Annotated in this window: 19 protein-coding genes; 14 read left to right on the forward strand and 5 right to left on the reverse strand. The window is 71.0% G+C overall.

Annotation, left to right across the window (positions count from 1 at the left end; translation table 11 throughout):
* Window positions 1–124 precede the first annotated feature (124 nt).
* The gene (locus AB0C75_RS34180; protein ID WP_362896136.1) at window positions 125–895 is read right to left on the reverse strand and encodes a chaplin; all 771 of its coding nucleotides are present in this window, start codon (window positions 893–895) and stop codon (window positions 125–127) included.
* Window positions 896–1,169: 274 nt separating this feature from the next.
* On the opposite strand from AB0C75_RS34180, the gene AB0C75_RS34185 reads away from it, so the two are divergent.
* The 6 genes from AB0C75_RS34185 (at window position 1,170) to AB0C75_RS34210 (ending at window position 4,088) form a co-directional block, all read left to right on the forward strand.
* A complete protein-coding gene (locus tag AB0C75_RS34185) occupies window positions 1,170–1,571 on the forward strand; it encodes a rodlin (protein ID WP_362896138.1) in 402 nt (133 codons plus the stop codon).
* A 263-nt stretch (window positions 1,572–1,834) separates the two neighbouring features.
* Window positions 1,835–2,026 (forward strand): chaplin, encoded by a 192-nt coding sequence (locus AB0C75_RS34190; RefSeq protein WP_362896204.1) that lies wholly within the window; start codon window positions 1,835–1,837, stop codon window positions 2,024–2,026.
* 177 nt (window positions 2,027–2,203) lie between these two features.
* Entirely contained in the window at window positions 2,204–2,509 is a 306-nt protein-coding gene (locus AB0C75_RS34195; RefSeq protein ID WP_362896139.1) for a hypothetical protein, read from the forward strand.
* 182 nt (window positions 2,510–2,691) lie between these two features.
* A complete protein-coding gene (locus AB0C75_RS34200; RefSeq protein WP_362896141.1) occupies window positions 2,692–3,102 on the forward strand; it encodes a rodlin in 411 nt (136 codons plus the stop codon).
* A 240-nt stretch (window positions 3,103–3,342) separates the two neighbouring features.
* A complete protein-coding gene (locus tag AB0C75_RS34205; protein WP_362896142.1) occupies window positions 3,343–3,564 on the forward strand; it encodes a hypothetical protein in 222 nt (73 codons plus the stop codon).
* A 116-nt stretch (window positions 3,565–3,680) separates the two neighbouring features.
* A complete protein-coding gene (locus tag AB0C75_RS34210) occupies window positions 3,681–4,088 on the forward strand; it encodes a rodlin (protein ID WP_362896143.1) in 408 nt (135 codons plus the stop codon).
* 142 nt (window positions 4,089–4,230) lie between these two features.
* Here the strand turns inward: AB0C75_RS34210 and AB0C75_RS34215 are convergent, their stop codons facing one another.
* A complete protein-coding gene (locus tag AB0C75_RS34215; protein ID WP_362896144.1) occupies window positions 4,231–4,731 on the reverse strand; it encodes a DUF5949 family protein in 501 nt (166 codons plus the stop codon).
* A 320-nt stretch (window positions 4,732–5,051) separates the two neighbouring features.
* Here AB0C75_RS34215 and rsgA point away from each other — a divergent pair, with 320 nt between their 5' ends.
* Window positions 5,052–6,230: a ribosome small subunit-dependent GTPase A gene (gene rsgA, locus AB0C75_RS34220; protein ID WP_362896145.1), complete on the forward strand. Its 1,179-nt coding sequence runs from the start codon at window positions 5,052–5,054 to the stop codon at window positions 6,228–6,230.
* Window positions 6,231–6,315: 85 nt separating this feature from the next.
* Here the strand turns inward: rsgA and AB0C75_RS34225 are convergent, their stop codons facing one another.
* Window positions 6,316–6,798: a DUF456 domain-containing protein gene (locus AB0C75_RS34225; RefSeq protein WP_362896147.1), complete on the reverse strand. Its 483-nt coding sequence runs from the start codon at window positions 6,796–6,798 to the stop codon at window positions 6,316–6,318.
* A 36-nt stretch (window positions 6,799–6,834) separates the two neighbouring features.
* A complete protein-coding gene (locus AB0C75_RS34230) occupies window positions 6,835–7,821 on the reverse strand; it encodes a helix-turn-helix domain-containing protein (protein ID WP_362896149.1) in 987 nt (328 codons plus the stop codon).
* Window positions 7,822–8,149: 328 nt separating this feature from the next.
* Here AB0C75_RS34230 and AB0C75_RS34235 point away from each other — a divergent pair, with 328 nt between their 5' ends.
* The 7 genes from AB0C75_RS34235 (at window position 8,150) to AB0C75_RS34265 (ending at window position 16,423) form a co-directional block, all read left to right on the forward strand.
* Window positions 8,150–9,622 (forward strand): protein phosphatase 2C domain-containing protein, encoded by a 1,473-nt coding sequence (locus AB0C75_RS34235; RefSeq protein ID WP_362896151.1) that lies wholly within the window; start codon window positions 8,150–8,152, stop codon window positions 9,620–9,622.
* 60 nt (window positions 9,623–9,682) lie between these two features.
* Window positions 9,683–11,425, forward strand: a complete 1,743-nt coding sequence (locus AB0C75_RS34240; protein WP_362896153.1) for a pyruvate dehydrogenase — start codon at window positions 9,683–9,685, stop codon at window positions 11,423–11,425.
* 57 nt (window positions 11,426–11,482) lie between these two features.
* Window positions 11,483–12,256 carry an AraC family transcriptional regulator gene (locus AB0C75_RS34245; RefSeq protein WP_362896155.1) on the forward strand — a complete coding sequence of 258 codons (774 nt, stop codon included), beginning with the start codon at window positions 11,483–11,485 and terminating at the stop codon, window positions 12,254–12,256.
* Window positions 12,257–12,469: 213 nt separating this feature from the next.
* A complete protein-coding gene (locus tag AB0C75_RS34250; protein WP_362896156.1) occupies window positions 12,470–13,507 on the forward strand; it encodes an iron-siderophore ABC transporter substrate-binding protein in 1,038 nt (345 codons plus the stop codon).
* Entirely contained in the window at window positions 13,504–14,547 is a 1,044-nt protein-coding gene (locus tag AB0C75_RS34255) for an iron ABC transporter permease (RefSeq protein ID WP_362896157.1), read from the forward strand. Before AB0C75_RS34250 ends, AB0C75_RS34255 begins: the two co-directional genes overlap by 4 nt.
* A complete protein-coding gene (locus AB0C75_RS34260) occupies window positions 14,544–15,596 on the forward strand; it encodes an iron chelate uptake ABC transporter family permease subunit (RefSeq protein WP_362896159.1) in 1,053 nt (350 codons plus the stop codon). Before AB0C75_RS34255 ends, AB0C75_RS34260 begins: the two co-directional genes overlap by 4 nt.
* On the forward strand, window positions 15,593–16,423 hold the full coding sequence (locus AB0C75_RS34265) for an ABC transporter ATP-binding protein (protein ID WP_362896161.1): 831 nt from the start codon (window positions 15,593–15,595) through the stop codon (window positions 16,421–16,423). Before AB0C75_RS34260 ends, AB0C75_RS34265 begins: the two co-directional genes overlap by 4 nt.
* On the opposite strand, the gene AB0C75_RS34270 is transcribed toward AB0C75_RS34265, so the two are convergent.
* On the reverse strand, window positions 16,409–16,798 hold the full coding sequence (locus AB0C75_RS34270; protein WP_362896163.1) for a barstar family protein: 390 nt from the start codon (window positions 16,796–16,798) through the stop codon (window positions 16,409–16,411). The genes AB0C75_RS34265 and AB0C75_RS34270 overlap by 15 nt on opposite strands.
* Window positions 16,799–16,857 lie beyond the last annotated feature (59 nt).

Below are 16,857 nucleotides of genomic sequence, written 5' to 3' on the forward strand. Positions count from 1 at the left end.
GGCGGTGCCCGCTCCCCCCGTCCCGGGGGGGGCCCTGCCCCGCCCCCCACCCCGGGCCCCCCCCGGCCGGGGGGGCCCCCCCGCCCCCCCCGCGCCGGCCGGGCGGCCCCTCCGCGTTGCCGGACTACCTGCGCGAGGCGCGGGTACGGCGCATGAGCACCGCACCGCCCAGCAGCAGCGCGGCGCTCGCGCCGGCGGCCATACCGATGTCACCCGCACCGGTCTGGGCCAGCTGGGTGCCGGGCGTGTTCGGAGCAGGGGTCTCGGCCGGCGGCTGCTCGGCCGGGGGGACCTCGGCGGGCGGTTCCTCGGTCGGGGGAACCTCGGCCGGAGGCTCCTCCACCGGCGGCTCGACCGGCGGGTGCTCGTAAGCACTGTCGTTGACACAGGTGTTGCCGCTCGCGGGGTTGAGCAGGCCGACCACGTTGACGCTGTTGCCGCAGGCGTTCACCGGGACGTCCACCGGTGCCTGGACCAGGTTGCCGGACAGGACGCCGGGCGAACCGACGGCCTTGCCGTCGGCGCTCGCGCCGGAGCCGCTGTGGCCACCGTGCCCGCCGCCCTTCTCGTCGCCGTACGCGCCGCCCTTCTCGTCGCCGTACGCACCGCCGTGCTCGTCGCCGTACGCGTTGTCGTCATGGTGGTCGGCCGAGCTGACGTTCGCGCAGGTGTTGCCGAAGGCCGGGTTGAGCAGGGCGATCACATTGACCGTGTTGCCGCAGACGTTGACCGGAACGTGCACCGGCACCTGCACGGCGTTGCCCGATCCGACGCCGGGGGAGTTCGCGGCGACCCCGTCGGCCGAGGCGTCGGCGTGCGCGTAACCGCCGGCGGCGGTCAGGATGCCCGACGCCGCCGCCATGACGATCATGCTTTTATTCAGAACCTGTCGCATTACATGCCCTTCTCCGGGAAATTCGCGTGGGCGGTGACCCTGGTGGCGGTCATTCCATCGACGCGGACGAATCCATAACGACGCGAAGGTTGCGGGGGAAACTTGGAGATCGGTGGAAATTGTGTAACCACCCGAAAGGGTCACGTACGCGTGTTCGCCCGAGGGGGAGTTCCGGCATTCGGGTGAACGGGGGCGAACGAGGGGAACCAAACGTCCGGCGACGAGTTGATCAGGGTGCTCCGCTGCGGGGCACTCGGTACGAGAAGGGTTCATCGTGATCAAGAAGGTTCTGGCTACGGGCGCCGTCGCCGCCTCCATCCTCGGTCTCTCGGCGACCAGCGCCATGGCGATCGGTGACGACACCGGCACCACCACGGTCAACGGCAACGGCTCCGAGTCCGCGTTCGGCAACAGCGCCACCGCGGGCGACCAGAGCCCGCAGCTCAGCCTCGTGCAGGGCTCGCTGAACAAGCCGTGTGTCGCCCTGCCGGTCAAGGCCAACGTGGGCTCGCTCGTCGGCCTGATCCCGGTCGCCGTCCAGGACGTCAACGTCCTGTCCAACCCGCAGAACCAGCAGTGCGCGGACAACTCCACCCAGGCCAAGGGTGACGAGCCGCTGTCGCACATCCTGTCGGACATCCCCGTCCTCTCGGGCAACGGCGCCGGCAACAGCTGACCGGGCCACAACGACCGGTCCGGGCCGCCGACACTCCTCCATCGTGCGGCCCGGGCCTGCGGCATACGGGCGGTTTTCCGAGAAACAGCGCGCATAACGTTTCGGTGCCGCCCGTCAATCGTTACGTATGACAGCTCCGGAGTCACGAGTGCATTCACGTAATCGCTCGTGCGGCACGAAAGACGTGTCCGCTCAGGACTCCGCTGCAGAAAGGGACGAAAGTGAAGTTCACCAAGGTTGCCGCCGTCGCCGCCGGAACCCTCATGGCGCTCGGCGCCGCTGCTCCGGCCATGGCCGACTCCGGCGCCGAGGCCGCTGCCGTCGGTTCCCCGGGCGTCCTGTCCGGCAACGTCGTGCAGATTCCGGTCCACATCCCGGTCAACGTCTGCGGTAACACCGTCAACGTGATCGGGCTGCTCAACCCGGCGTTCGGAAACACCTGCATCAACGGCTGATCTCCCGGTCGTTCCGAGCCGACGGCTCGTCATGAGAAGGCCCCGGTGCGCGTAAGTCGCTCCGGGGCCTTCTCGCTGTCCACGGTGAAATTACCGTGTGTGCAGTTTCCCCTTGTGCGGCTTGATCGTTGTCCCGGTCAAAGGCGGCGTACGCCGCCCGTAGAAGGGATGCCGGAAATGAAGTACGCGAAGACCGTCGCCGTTGTCGCGGGTTCCGTGGCCGCTCTCGGGGCGGCCACCCCCGCCTTCGCCGCGACCGCCACCCCCACGGCCCCCAGGATCAGCCTCACCACCGGCGTGAACGAGCTGACGTCCACCGCGCCGCAGATCCCCGACCAGGTGGTGAACCCCGTGGTCGGGGCCGTCGGGCAGACCTCCGAAGCTTTGCACGAGGACGGCACGGTCGGCCGGTCGGCGGACGCGGTGGGCGAGGTGGCCAAGGCGGCGGGCCCGCTCATCGGCGGGCTGCCGGTGGGCGGCTGATCCTCCGCACGGCCTCTGCCCGTCCTTTCGCGGCGCTGTTCCACCGCACTGCGCCCCGCGAATTCCGCGGCGGTCCTGCCGGGGAAATCGTTCGGGTGAAATGGCGCAACCGAATGCCGTCCGGGGAGTTGAACAGAGTGCTCCGGACAGGCGGGCAACAGAAATACCAGAAGGGCACGTTCATGATGAAGAAGATTCTGGCGTCGGCGGCAGTCGCCGCCTCCGTCGCCGGTGTTTCCGCCGCCGCGGCCCCCTCGGCCATGGCGATCGGCAACGACAACGGCACCACGTCGGTCAACGGCAACGGCGCCGACCAGTACTACGGCAACAGCAGCACGCACGGCGACATGAGTCCGCAGATCGGCCTGATCCAGGGCTCGTTCAACAAGCCCTGCATCGCGCTCCCGGCGAAGGCCAACGTCGGCTCGCTGCTCGGGCTCGTCCCGGTCTCGGTCCAGGACATCAACGTCCTGTCCTCCCCGCAGAACCAGCAGTGCACCGAGAACTCCACCCAGGCCAAGGGTGACGAGGCGCTCTCGCACATCCTGGACGACCTCCCGATCCTCTCGGGCAACGGCGCGGGCAACAGCTGACACCCCGCGACTTCGGCTCCCCTGCGCCCATCCCGGCCCAGGGTGCACCGTTCCCGCCTCGCCGTGGTCGATGAAGAGACGCGTGGGGCCGTTCCACCCTTGCCGTGACCGGTCGTTGGCCGATCGCGAGGGCGGGCCGGCCCCACCCGTATGTCCGTCGGGTAGCCCGATAGTGCGGGAATTGGGCCGGTTGCCGCACCGACGGTCCACGCCGAGTGCGTGGACGGGTAGGTGCGCCTCATGGACCCGTACGACAGTCATCACGCGTCCGGTCGCGACCGGTTGCCGGAGAGCTCCACGCCCATCTACGACCGGCTGCTCGCCGAATGGCGGGACTCGGCACGGCGCGAGGCCGGGCAGGGCCCGGCGAAGGCATCGGGCCCGCCCGGGGCCCGCGGTTCCGCGCAGGGCCGGAAGGGCGCGTTCGTCCCCGCAGCCCGCGCGGAGGAAGGCCGTAGGTAGCGGCCGGGTCGACAAGTAACGCGCTACAACTCGTTCGAGTGGTGTAGCGGAACCAAACCCTCCGGTTTTGGTTAACAGTACGTTCCACAACGGGACGCTCCGAAAGGTGAAGCGTAATGAAGAAGATGATGGCCGGCGCCGCTGTGGCTGTGTCCCTGATCGGTCTCTCCGCCGCCGCGGCCCCCTCGGCCATGGCGATCGGTGACGACCACGGCACCACCACGGTCAACGGCAACGGCTCCGAGTCGGCGTTCGGCAACAGCGCGACCAAGGGCGACCAGAGCCCGCAGCTCAGCCTCGTGCAGGGCTCGCTGAACAAGCTCTGCGTCGGCCTGCCGGCCAAGGCCAACGTGGGCTCGCTCGTCGGCCTGATCCCGGTCGCCGTCCAGGACGTCAACGTCCTGTCCAACCCGCAGAACCAGCAGTGCACGGACAACTCCACCCAGGCCAAGGGTGATGAGCCGCTGTCGCACATCCTGTCGGACATCCCCGTCCTCTCGGGCAACGGCGTCGGCAACAACTGACACCACCGGATGCGGGCGGCCCGGGGCGTATCGCCCGGGGGCCGTCCGCATCCGGCTGTCCGGCGCGCGCATACGGCGATGCCCACCACTCCACGGGGGGTGGTGGGCATCGCTGCCTGCGTCGCTCGGCGTGGGGAGCGGGTCAGCCCAGGCTGCGTACTGGCATGAGGCAGTGGGCGGAGGAGCTGATGACCTCGGGGTCGCCCACGAAGGAGCGCAGCAGCTCCTCGCTGACCGGCTGTCCGGGGACGGCCACCGGCCACGGACGCGTGGCGAACATCCCGTGCACCCTGCCCTCCGACCGCGCCACCGCGAGCCACTCGGGCGGCACGGTGTACTGCGCCGTGAAGTGAGGAAGCGTCAGGACGGCCTGGCCGGCCTGGACGATCAGCTTGACCGGAAGGTTCGGCAGCTCCGAGGCGTCCAGCGTCTCGCCTCCCACCCGCAGACCACTGCGCTCCAGCGCGGTGCGCATGGCCCTCTCGCCGGCCTCCTGCCCGCCCGGGGCGTCGCCGAGCGAATAGGTGAGCAGGAAAGCGGTCTCACGCCCTGTTCCGGGATTCGACCCGCTCCAGCCGATCAGGATCTGGGTGCCCAACTGGGCAGGGGAGAAAGGGGCGGTGGCGGATTTGGGTGAGGTCATGTCCGGCACCTTAACGGCCCGAGACCGGTCCTTGTGCACGCGTATCACCTGATCGGGGAATATCTCTGCCAACTCGGCACAATCCACTGTGTGTGCTCCCGCTTCCCGGAAAACCCGTTGACGGGCCGGGCGGGCCCCGGGCTACGGTGTACGCAGTTCGAGGAAGCAGGAGGTGAGGACATTGATGACTGTCGTTGCGGTGGGCACTGCCCACGACCCGAAGTGCATCGTTCCCACCCCCGTGGCCGCCGGCTGACCTTGACCTCTTCTCTCCGCGCCTGAGCGCGCGGCGCCGGGGCCGCCCTTGTGAAGGGTTTCCCTTGTCTTCCTCTCTTTCCCAGACCTCCACTTCGCAGGCCACCACCCCGCCGCATCCGCTGGCCGCCTACGGCTGGGACGACGGATGGGCCGACACCTTCGCCCCGTACGCCGAGCAGGGACTCCTGCCGGGGCGCGTGGTGCGGGTGGACCGCGGTCTGTGCGACGTGGTCACCGAGCACGGCACCCTCAGGGCGGACACCGCCTTCGTGGTGCCCCGCGACCCGATGCGGATCGTCTGCACCGGGGACTGGGTGGCCGTCGACGCCGACGGCGACCCGCAGTTCGTCCGTACGCTCCTGCCCCGCCGCACCGCGTTCGTACGCTCGACGTCGTCGCAGCGTTCCGAGGGGCAGGTGCTCGCCACCAACATCGATCACATCGTCATCTGTGTCTCGCTCGCCGTCGAGCTGGACCTGGGACGGCTGGAGCGGTTCCTGGCGCTGGCCATGTCCAGCACCGAAGGCGCCGCACTGCTCGGTGACGGGTCCAGGTCCGCGGAGCACCAGGCGTACGAGGCGCTCCCGCTCGTGCTGCTCACCAAGGCGGATCTCGTCCCCGACGCCACCACGGTGTCCCACCTCGTGGAGGACATCGAGCGCCTCGCCCCCGGGGTCCAGGTGCTCCCCGTCAGCTCCACCACGGGCGAGGGCGTCGACGTGTTCGGCGCGATCGCCGGCGGTGGTACGAGCGTGCTGCTCGGGATCTCCGGCGCCGGCAAGTCGACCCTCGCCAACACGCTGCTCGGCGAGGACGCGATGCATGTGCAGGAAGCGCGGGAGGTGGACGGCAAGGGCCGGCACACCACCACCACGCGCAACCTCCTCGTGCTGCCCGGTGGCGGAGTCCTGATCGACACCCCCGGGCTGCGGGGGGTCGGTCTCTGGGACGCGGAGACCGGCGTCGGCCAGGTCTTCTCGGAGATCGAGGACCTGGCCGGGCAGTGCCGCTTCCATGACTGCGCGCACGCGGCCGAGCCCGGCTGCGCCGTGCTCGGCGCGGTCGAGGACGGCTCGCTGCCCGAACGCCGTCTCGTCAGCTACCGCAAACTGCTCCGGGAGAACCACCGGATCGCGGCGAAGACGGACGCCCGGCTGCGCACCGAGACCCTGCGCGAATGGAAGCGCAGGGGCGCGGAGGGCCGGGCCGCCATGGAGCTGAAGCGCGGCAGGACGCGTTAGGCTCCGGCCCATGTGACGCCGGGGGAGGGGCCGCCTGCCTCGCCCCCGGCGGTCCCGTGTCCGGCGACTCCGTGTCCGGCGGTCCTCAGCCCCAGAAGACGGCGCCCAGCCATGCTCCGACCACCAGCAGGCAGCAGTAGAGCTCCAGGAGCACCGAGTACCCCGTCGCCCGCATCACGGACCCGAGCGACGCCCAGCCCGCCGCCCGGCTGCCCAGGCGCAGGCGCTCCGCGCCGTAGACCGCGCCCACGTATCCCAGGACCCCGCCCACCACGGGGACCACGAAGAAGCCGGTGATGGCCGCGATCCCGCCGGTCATCAGCGTCTTGCGCGGCGCCCCCGACTCGCGTGGGCGGCGCGAGGGCAGCAGCGCCTTCAGCGCCTGGTTCAGCAGGAGGAGGCACGTCGCGCCGATCAGCACGCTCCAGGCGAGCGGAGTCGGGTCCGTCAGTGCCCACCACAGGACCGCGGCCCAGACGATCGCCTGCCCCGGCACACCCGGCACCAGCACGCCCACCAGGCCGAGCAGCATCACCGTTCCGACGGCAACGAGCTGCCACACACTCATTCGACCAGGGTGCCGGAGTACGCCCGGTCCCGCCCGTCAGCGTGGGGCGCGGGCCACCCAGCCACGCTCGTACGCATGCCAGCCGAGCTGCAGCCGGGTGGTGACCCCTGTGAGCTCCATGAGCCCCTTCACCCGCCGCTGCACCGTCCGCAGCCCCAGGTCCAGCTGCTTCGCCACGCTCGCGTCCGTCAGACCGGCCAGCAGCAGCGAGAGGATCTCCAGATCGGTCGGATCCGCGCCCGGACCGTTCTCCTCGCCGATCCCGCTCCCGCCGAGCCGCAACGGCATCGCGTCGCGCCACACCGCCTCGAAGAGGCCCATCAGGGACTCCAGCAGCCCGCTGGCATGGATCACCAGCGCCGCCGGCTCCGCCCCCCGGCCGGTCAGCGGCACCATGGCCAGCGTGGCGTCGGAGACCACCAGCTTCGTCGGGACCCGGTCGACCACCCGGCACTGCTCGTCGCGGCCCAGCGCCGCCGACAGCTCCACGATCCCGGACGGCAGCGAGAGCACATCGCGCTCGACGACCACGCGGTAGGACACCCCCCGCATCGCCGCCCGCTCCTCGGACTCGTTCTCCATCCCGGTGACCGCGATCGGCTTCCCCGTGACCAGTGCGCAGACCTCGGAGGTGGCGCCCAGCTGCAGCTGATGGAAGCGGTGGGCCACCGCGCTCGCGCCCGTCACCACCTCCACCAGGTCGTGCACCGCGGGTTCAGCGGCCTCCGCCCGGTACTCCTCGGTGAGCAGCGCGGACGCCAGCTCCGCCTGTTCGAGCTCATGACGCTGCTGGGTCAGCAGCGCGCCCAGTGCGACCCCGGGCGGCGCGGCGACCCAGCGGTCCGCCCGTGACGAGGACTGGGCCACGAGCCCCCGCTGTTCCAGCCGGCGCAACGCGCGCTCGGTGTCGGCCTCCGGCAGGGCCAGCCGGTGTGCGAGGTCGGAGAGTTCCGCGGCGCCGGCCGCGACCAGCGCCCGGTAGGCCGCCTCCTGTCTCTCGTCGAGACCTATCGCTGACAGCATCCTCGGCCCTCCCCGGATCGGTGCCCGCCCATTCCTGCGCACGTCGGGCGGGGTGTGCCGTGGCGGAAAACAGCCACGGCGTAAACCCGCCGGGCCCATCATGCCCCGTAGCACCCGTCTCTCTGGCAACCTGGCGCCACCGCAGCAACAACCGCCCCACGGGCGGTGGGCTGAGCACACGGACCGGCCCGCCGGACGACCTTCCCGTGGGGGGTGGGGACGTCCGGCGGGTCTCCCCGGCCGGGCCAGGGCGGATGTGGATGCCACATCCGGGCCAGTTTTCCGGATGAGCCGTTTTCGTGCGCCCCGCGCGGTCGACAATATGAGCATGAGTCAGCAGGGGGAGAAGCCCGCCGCCCACGAGGACGACTGGTGGCGCGCGCTGTACGACGAGGCCGCGCCGGACACCGGGCCGAGCAGCGCGGCCGACAGTCTCGACGACCGCTTCGACTCGGCGGCGGACGCCGTGGGCGGAGCGGAAGCGGCCCAGGAGGCCGGGAAGACCCAGGAGGCCGAGGAGACCCAGGAGGGCGGGGAGGCGCGGGCCGCGCCGGAGGCCCGGGAGGTCCGGGCCGCGCAGGTGAACGACCACCCGGTCACTGTGGTGCCGCTGCCGGATCCGCGCCTGCCGGAAGCGGACCGCCCACCTGAGCCGCCCGTCTCCAGGAGGCCGACGCCCGTCCGGCCCGCGCCGGAGCCGCCCGCGCCGCAGCCACCCCCCGGCGCCATCGAGGTCGGCCGCGCGCCCTGGGAGGCCCCCGCCGGGCCCCCTCGGGTCCGGACCTTCGCCGTACGGGCGCAGGCCGCGCCGCCTGCCGCCGCGCCGCCGGCGTCCCCGGAGCCACCGGTGCGCCCCGTCGTCGGCCACGTAGGGGACCGGCCCCCCGTCTACGACGCCGAGCCCGCCGCGCTGCCCGCCTCCGGCCCCGGCGACCTCGCGGACGTGGTCCCCGACACGGTCCTCGACGGCGCCAGGTACGGGACGTACACCCTGCGGGCCGCGTCCGTGCGCGGGGACTCGGCGCGCTTCCGGGGCGAGCCCCGGCGAGACGCCCTGCTCACCGCGCGCTTCGGCGACGGTGCCGGCGCCCTGGTCCTGGTCGCGGTGGCCGGCGGCGCCCGGGGCGCGGAGGCGGGCCACCTCGCCGCCGCCGACGCCTGTCGCTGGATCGGCGGATCCGTCGCCCGCAGTCATGCCCGGCTCTCCGACGACATAAGGGCGGGCCACCGCGGCGACCTCAAGGCAGGGCTGCACCGCCTCACCGACCGCACTCACGGCAAGCTCCGCGCCCGTGCAGCCGAGCTCGGCCTCGAACCCTCCGCGTACAGCTCCGGCCTGCGCTGTCTGCTGCTGTCCGCCGACCCCGAGTGCCGCACCCGGGTCTTCTTCGGTATCGGACCCGGCGGGTTCTTCCGCCTCCGCGACGGTGTCTGGCAGGACCTCGACCCGGAGCTCCCCGCGGCCGACGGCCGGGCGGGCGAGGAGAGCCCCGGCGGTGACCGGCTGACGATGGATCTGCAGATCACCACGCCCGCGTCCCCGTACGGAGAGCACCCGCCGCCACCACCGGCGGAGCCCTTCCGCTTCCGCGCCTCCGTCGCCAGGCCCGGGGACACGCTGCTGCTCTGCGGGAACGGCATGGCCGAGCCGATGCGCGGTGAGCCCGCGCTCGCCGAGGAGCTCGCGCGGCGCTGGGGCACCGGCGGTCCGCCCGGGCTGCCCGCCTATCTGGCCGACACCCAGCTGCGGACCAAGGGGTACGCCGACGACCGTACGACCGCCGCGGTCTGGGAGGCGTAACCCGGCGCGCCGTGGGTTGATGGACTCACGGACAGCCGAAGGCAGAGAGGGTGCGCACCCATGGCCAAGCAGAACGTGTCGGAACAGTTCGTCGACATCCTCGTACGGGCGGGGGTCAAGCGGCTGTACGGCGTCGTCGGTGACAGCCTCAACCCGGTGGTCGACGCCGTCCGGCGTCACGCCGGCATCGAGTGGGTGCAGGTCAGACACGAGGAGACCGCAGCGTTCGCGGCCGGCGCCGAGTCCCAGGTCACCGGCACCCTCGCCGCCTGCGCCGGGTCGTGCGGCCCGGGCAATCTCCACCTCATCAACGGCCTGTACGACGCCCACCGCTCCATGACGCCGGTGCTCGCCCTGGCCTCGCACATCCCGTCGAGCGAGATCGGACTCGGCTACTTCCAGGCGACGCACCCTGAGCTGCTCTTCCAGGAGTGCAGCCACTACAACGAGATGATCTCCAACCCGCAGCAGATGCCGCGGCTCCTCCAGACGGCCATCCAGCACGCGATCGGCCGAGGCGGTGTCAGCGTCGTCTCGATGCCGGGTGACATCGCCTCCCAGCCGGCCCCTGAGAAGTCGATCGAACACGCCCTGGTCACCTCGCGGCCCTCCGTGAAGCCCGGTGACGAGGAGATCGAGAAGCTCTGCGCCATGATCGACGCGGCCAAACGGGTGACGCTGTTCTGCGGAAGCGGAACAGCGGGCGCGCACACCGAGGTCATGGAGTTCGCCGAGCGGGTGAAGGCCCCGGTGGGTCACGCGCTGCGCGGCAAGGAATGGATCCAGTACGACAACCCGTACGACGTGGGCATGAGCGGGCTGCTCGGCTACGGCGCCGCCTACGAGGCCACCAACGAGTGCGATCTGCTGATCCTGCTGGGCACCGACTTCCCGTACAACGCGTTCCTCCCGACCGACGTCAAGATCGTCCAGGTCGATGTGCGCCCCGAGCACCTGGGCCGGCGGTCCAAGCTCGATCTCGCCGTCTGGGGTGATGTCCGCGAGACGCTGCGCGCCGTGACCCCGCGCGTGAAGGCCAAGACCGACCGCAAGTTCCTCGACCGGATGCTGAAGAAGCACGCCGACGCGCTGGAGGGCGTCGTCAAGGCGTACACGCGCAAGGTCGAGAAGCACATCCCGATCCATCCGGAGTACGTCGCCTCGGTCCTCGACGAACTCGCCGACGACGACGCCGTGTTCACCGTCGACACCGGCATGTGCAATGTGTGGGCGGCCCGCTATCTCACGCCCAACGGCAAGCGCAGGGTCATCGGTTCGTTCAGCCACGGCTCCATGGCGAACGCGTTGCCGCAGGCGATCGGAGCGCAGTTCACCGACCGCAACCGGCAGGTCGTGTCGATGTCGGGCGACGGCGGATTCACCATGCTGATGGGCGACTTCCTCACGCTCGTCCAGTACGACCTGCCCGTGAAGGTCGTCCTGTTCAACAACTCCTCGCTCGGCATGGTCGAGCTGGAGATGCTGGTGGCGGGGCTGCCCTCGTTCGGTACGACCAACAAGAATCCCGACTTCGCCGAGATCGCCCGGGCCGCCGGGGCCTACGGGGTACGGGTCGAGAAGCCGAAGCAGCTGGAGGGCGCGCTCAAGGACGCCTTCAAGCACAAGGGCCCCGCACTCGTCGATGTGGTCACCGACCCGAACGCCCTGTCCATCCCGCCGAAGATCAGCGCCGACATGGTCACCGGCTTCGCGCTCTCCGCGAGCAAGATCGTCCTGGATGGCGGCGTCGGCAAGATGCTCCAGATGGCCCGCTCCAACATCCGTAACGTGCCGCGCCCCTGATCCGGGTGCCGCGGGGGCCGGGCCGGGCCCCCGCGGCTCCCTCGGTACTGTGAGGCCATGACCAGGGAGACCCGCACCGTGCCGGAGCAGGACCCGGGAGCGGTTCGGGCACCCTTCGTCATCCACGGCTACGACGAGACCGTCGCGCGTGACACCAGCTGGAACGCGCACGGCCACCCCTGGGACGAACTCCTGTGGAACGAGCGGGGCGCCTCCATGGCCGTGGTGGGCGCGCGGGCCTGGACCATCACCCCGACCCTGGGCCTGTGGATGCCGGCCGGCACCCTGCACTCCGGCTCAGCGGTCGCCGGCACGTGGTTCCGCGCGACCTTCTTCGGCCGTGCCGTCACCCCCTCGCTCTCCGACGTCCCCGTGGCCGTGGAGATCACGCCGCTGCTCCGCCTGCTGCTGGAGCGTCTCGGCGGCACCGGCCTGGATCCGGGTTCCCGGGCCGCCACCGAGGCGATGGTGCTCGATGTGCTGACTCCGTCGTCCCGGGAACTGCTGGTCCAGGTCCCGACGTCGCCGCTGCTGCGCCCGATCGCCGACGCCGTGCGCGAGAACCCCGGCGATCAGCGGACGCTGTCCCGGTGGGCGGCCGAGCTGGGCGTGAGCACCCGCACGGTGACCCGGGCCTTCAACGCCGAGACAGGCACCAGCTTCGCGCGCTGGGTCGCCGGGGTCAGGGCGCAGCACGCGGTCGGACTCCTCACCCGTGGCTGGGCGGTGGAGGTGGTCGCCGAGGAGGTCGGCTACCGCTCGGCGAGTGCGTTCGGCGCTGCTTTCCGGCGTACGACGGGGCTGACGCCGGGGGCGTTCCGGGCTCATTGAGGACCCTGCCCCGCGCTCCTTCGTGCACAGGGGCAGCCGCGATCCCCGCCGGATCGTCCGAGTGTGAGGATGCCACGCCTGGATGTCCCGATCGCTACAACGGGTGTCTGAAACGGCTGATTGCGACAACCCTGTGCGTTCCATAAGGTCAAAGGGAAGCTAAGCCTTACCTAAGTTTCAGTGCTCGGCCATCCCGAACTGGAGTACGGATCCATGCGTCCACACCGCCTTCGCGTAGTCGCCGTCGCGGCTGCCCTGCTGGTGGGCCTCACGGCCTGCGGCGGGGAGTCCGATTCCAAGAAGGGCGAGAGCGGCAAGGCCGGCTCCGAGGCGTTCCCGGTCACGATCGAGCACGCGCTGGGCAAGACCACGATCCCGTCCAAGCCCGAGCGCGTGGCCACGGTGAACTGGGCCAACCACGAGGTGCCGCTGGCCCTCGGCGTCGTGCCCGTCGGGATGGCCGCCGCGAACTTCGGTGACGATGACGACGACGGTGTCCTGCCCTGGGTCGCCGACAAGCTGAAGGAGCTGGACGCCAAGACCCCGGTCCTGTTCGACGAGACCGACGGCATCGACTTCGAAGCCGTGGCGGACACCGAACCCGACGTCATCCTCGCCTCCTACTCCGGGCTGACGAAGCAGGACTACGAGACGCTGAGCGACATCGCTCCCGTGGTGGCGTACCCGGAGGCGGCGTGGGCCACCCCGTGGCGCGAGATCATCGAGATGAACAGCAAGGCGATCGGCCTCGCAGACGAGGGCGAGAAGCTGATCGGCGAGGTCGAGGGTGACATCAGGAAGACCGTCGCCAAGTACCCGCAGATGAAGGGGAAGTCGGCGATGTTCATGACGCATGTCGACCCCAACGACGTGAGTGAGATCGGCTTCTACACGGCCCACGACACCCGCACCCTGTTCTTCGAGGACCTCGGTCTGAAGATCCCCGGCAGCATCGCCGAGGCGTCCAAGGGCACGGACAAGTTCGCGTTGACCAAGAGCGCGGAGCAGATCGACGCGTTCGACGACGTCGACATCATCACCGGCTACGGCGACGAGAAGGGCGACCTGCTCAAGACGCTGCGGAAGGACCCACTGCTGTCGAAGATCCCCGCCGTGAAGAACGGTTCGGTCTACCTCCTGCCGGGCAGCGCCCCGCTGGCCACCGCCGCGAACCCCACGCCGCTGTCGATCTCCTGGGTGCTGGAGGACTACGTGGCCGAGCTCGCCAAGGCCGCGGACAAGGTCAAGTGACGACGGTCGACACCCGACACACGCCGGACGCCGCCCTGGTGCGGCGTCCGGCACGTGTCCGGATCCTGTGGCTCCTGCTGACCCTCGTGGTGCTGGCGGCGGTGGCGGTGCTCTCGGTCGCCGTCGGCTCGCGCACCGTCGCCTGGTCCGACGTCTGGAGCGCGCTCGGCGGCGCGGACGGCACGCTGGAGCAGGCGGCCGTCACCAAGCGGATCCCGCGCACCCTGCTGGCCGTCGTGATCGGCGCCTCGCTCGGCCTTTCGGGCGGCGTGATGCAGGGGGTGACCCGCAACCCGCTGGCCGACCCCGGCATCCTCGGCGTCAACATGGGCGCGTCACTGGCCGTGGTCACCGGGGTCGCCTTCTTCGGGCTCACCTCGCCGACCGGATACGTATGGGTCGCGATGGCAGGGGCGGCGGCCTCGGCCGTGTTCGTCTACACCGTCGGCTCCCTGGGGCGAGGCGGGGCCACGCCCCTCAAGCTCGCCCTCGCGGGCGCCGCCACCTCCGCGGCGTTCGCCTCGCTGGTGACCGCCGTCGTCCTGCCCCGCAACGACATCTCCGGGTCCTTCCGGCTCTGGCAGATCGGCGGGGTCGGAGGCGCGTCCTTCGAGCGCATCGGCCATGTGCTGCCGTTCCTCGGCGTCGGCGCCCTGATCTGTCTGCTCTCCGCGCGGGCGCTGAACTCGCTCGCTCTGGGCGACGAACTCGCCGCAGGACTCGGCGAACGCGTCGCCGTCGCCCGCGCCACAGCGGCCGTCGGCGCCGTCGTCCTGTGCGGCGCGGCGACGGCGGCCGCCGGGCCCATCGCCTTCGTCGGACTCGTCGTCCCGCACGCGTGCCGGATGATGGTCGGCGTCGACCACCGCTGGCTGCTGCCGTTCTCCGCGGTGACCGGGGCCGTACTGCTCACCGCGGCCGATGTCGTCGGACGGATCGCGGCCCGCCCGTCGGAGGTCGACGTGGGCATCGTGACGGCCCTGATCGGCGCCCCGTTCTTCATCTACACCGTCCGCCGTCAGAAAGTGCGTGCCCTGTGAGCGCCCCCGCCGTCACCCGGCCTTCCGTCCTTCGCGAGGTCACCCGCGGGCGCGTCAGGAACGCCTCCCGCCGACGCCTGATCGCGCTGGTCCTCGCGGTGCTCGTCGTCGCCGTGTTCGCCGTGACGCTGATGGCAGGGAAGACCTTCTACCCTCCCGGGGACGTCCTCAGGGTGATCCTCGGGGACCAGGTGCCCGGGGCGTCGTTCACCGTGGGACGGCTGCGGCTGCCGCGCGCGGTACTCGCGGTGGTGGCCGGGTTCAGCTTCGGCATGGCCGGTGTCACCTTCCAGACGATGCTGCGCAACCCGCTCGCCAGCCCCGACGTCATCGGGATCAGCTCCGGTGCGAGCGCCGCCGCGGCCATCGCGATCGTGACCCTGTCGCTCGACGAGACCCAGGTGTCGGTCCTCGCGATCGTCGCCGCCCTCGTCGTGGCCCTGCTGGTCTACACCCTGGCGTTCCGCGACGGGGTCGTCGGCACACGCCTCATCCTGATCGGCATCGGGATCTCCGCGATGCTGGACAGCGTCACCTCGTACGTGCTGTCCCGCGCCGCCGAGTGGGACCTCCAGGAGGCCACGCGCTGGCTGACGGGCAGTCTGAACGGTGTGGGCTGGGACCAGGTCGTGCCCGCCGTCGTCGCGCTCGCCGTGCTGACCCCCGTACTGCTGTCGCAGGGCCGCAACCTGTCCGCCCTGCGGCTGGGCGACGACACCGCGTCGGCCCTCGGGGTCCGCGTCGAACGCACCAGGATCACGGTCATCGTCGCCGCCGTCGGGCTGATCGCCTTCGCGACGGCCGCCGCGGGACCCATCGCCTTCGTGGCGTTCCTGTCCGGGCCGATCGCGGCCCGGCTCGTGGGGGCGGGGGGCTCCCTCCTGGTGCCGGCCGGCCTGGTCGGCGCGCTCCTGGTCCTGGTCGCCGACTTCGCGGGCCAGTTCGCCTTCGACACCCGCTACCCGGTCGGCGTCGTCACCGGGGTGCTCGGTGCGCCGTACCTCGTCTATCTGATTGTCCGCACCCATCGGGCTGGAGGCTCGATATGACCACGTCCCACACCCTCGGCGCCGAGCGGCTGACGCTCGGTTACAGCGACCGCGTGGTCGTCGAGTCCCTCGACCTGACGGTGCCGCCCGGCAAGGTCACGGTGATCGTCGGGGCCAACGCCTGCGGGAAGTCGACCCTGCTGCGTTCGATGTCGCGGCTGCTCGCGCCCCGCGAGGGGCAGGTGCTCCTGGACGGCAGGCAGGTACACCGGATCCCCGCCAAGGAACTCGCCCGCACCCTGGGGCTGTTGCCGCAGTCACCCATCGCGCCCGAAGGCATCACCGTGCTGGACCTGGTGGGCCGGGGGCGCCACCCCCACCAGGGTGTCTTCACCCGGTGGAGCGAGAAGGACGACGCCGCGGTGGCGTCCGCCCTGGAGACCACACAGACCGCGGAGCTCGCCGACCGCGCGGTGGACGAGCTCTCCGGTGGCCAGCGGCAACGCGTCTGGATCGCCATGGCGTTGGCGCAGCAGACCGATCTGCTGCTGCTCGACGAGCCCACCACGTTCCTCGACGCCAGCCATCAGATCGAGGTGCTCGACCTGCTGACCGATCTGAACAGGTCCCGGGGGACGACCGTCGTGATGGTGCTTCACGACCTCAACCTGGCCGCCAGGTACGCGGATCACCTCATCGCTCTCGCGGCGGGGAGTATCCATGGCGCCGGTACTCCCGCTGAGGTGCTGACGGAGGAGACGGTCGAGACGGTGTTCGGTCTCCGGAGCCGCATCATCGAGGACCCGGTCTCGGGCAAACCGCTGATGCTGCCCATCGGCCGGCACCACGTGCTCAGCGAGTCCGGCGCGGCCTCACAGCAGGCGTAGGGTCCCGGGTCCGGTCCGTTCGCCGATGATCCCGACGAGCTGGTCGAAGAGCGTCGGACCGCGGCCCGCCCTGGCATCGGCGAGCTCCCGTTCGAGCCGGGCACGGTTGGTGGGGTGCGCCCGGGTGAGCAGACCGGCCAGGCGGCGGGCGGTCTCCTCGTGGCCCAGCGCGAGGACGGAGCGGGCGTGGTCGTGCCACTCGATGACGAAGGACTCGTCCTGCGGGGTGCCGAGACCGCCGCTGAGGCAGTCCGCGAAGGCGTCGAGATTGCGGCCGAAATAGCCGCCGGGCCCGTTCACCGCCTCGCCGATCACGTCCCAGAAGCTGTCCAGGCCGGTGATGCGGGAGCCGTCGATCACATAGGTCACGGTCATGCGTGGAGCGTACAAGCGCGCTTCCTGACGCCGGCCCGATGGCCCGCGCCGCAGGTGGG

The organism is Streptomyces sp. NPDC048565 (assembly GCF_040650935.1).
Classification (GTDB): Bacteria; Actinomycetota; Actinomycetes; order Streptomycetales; family Streptomycetaceae; genus Streptomyces.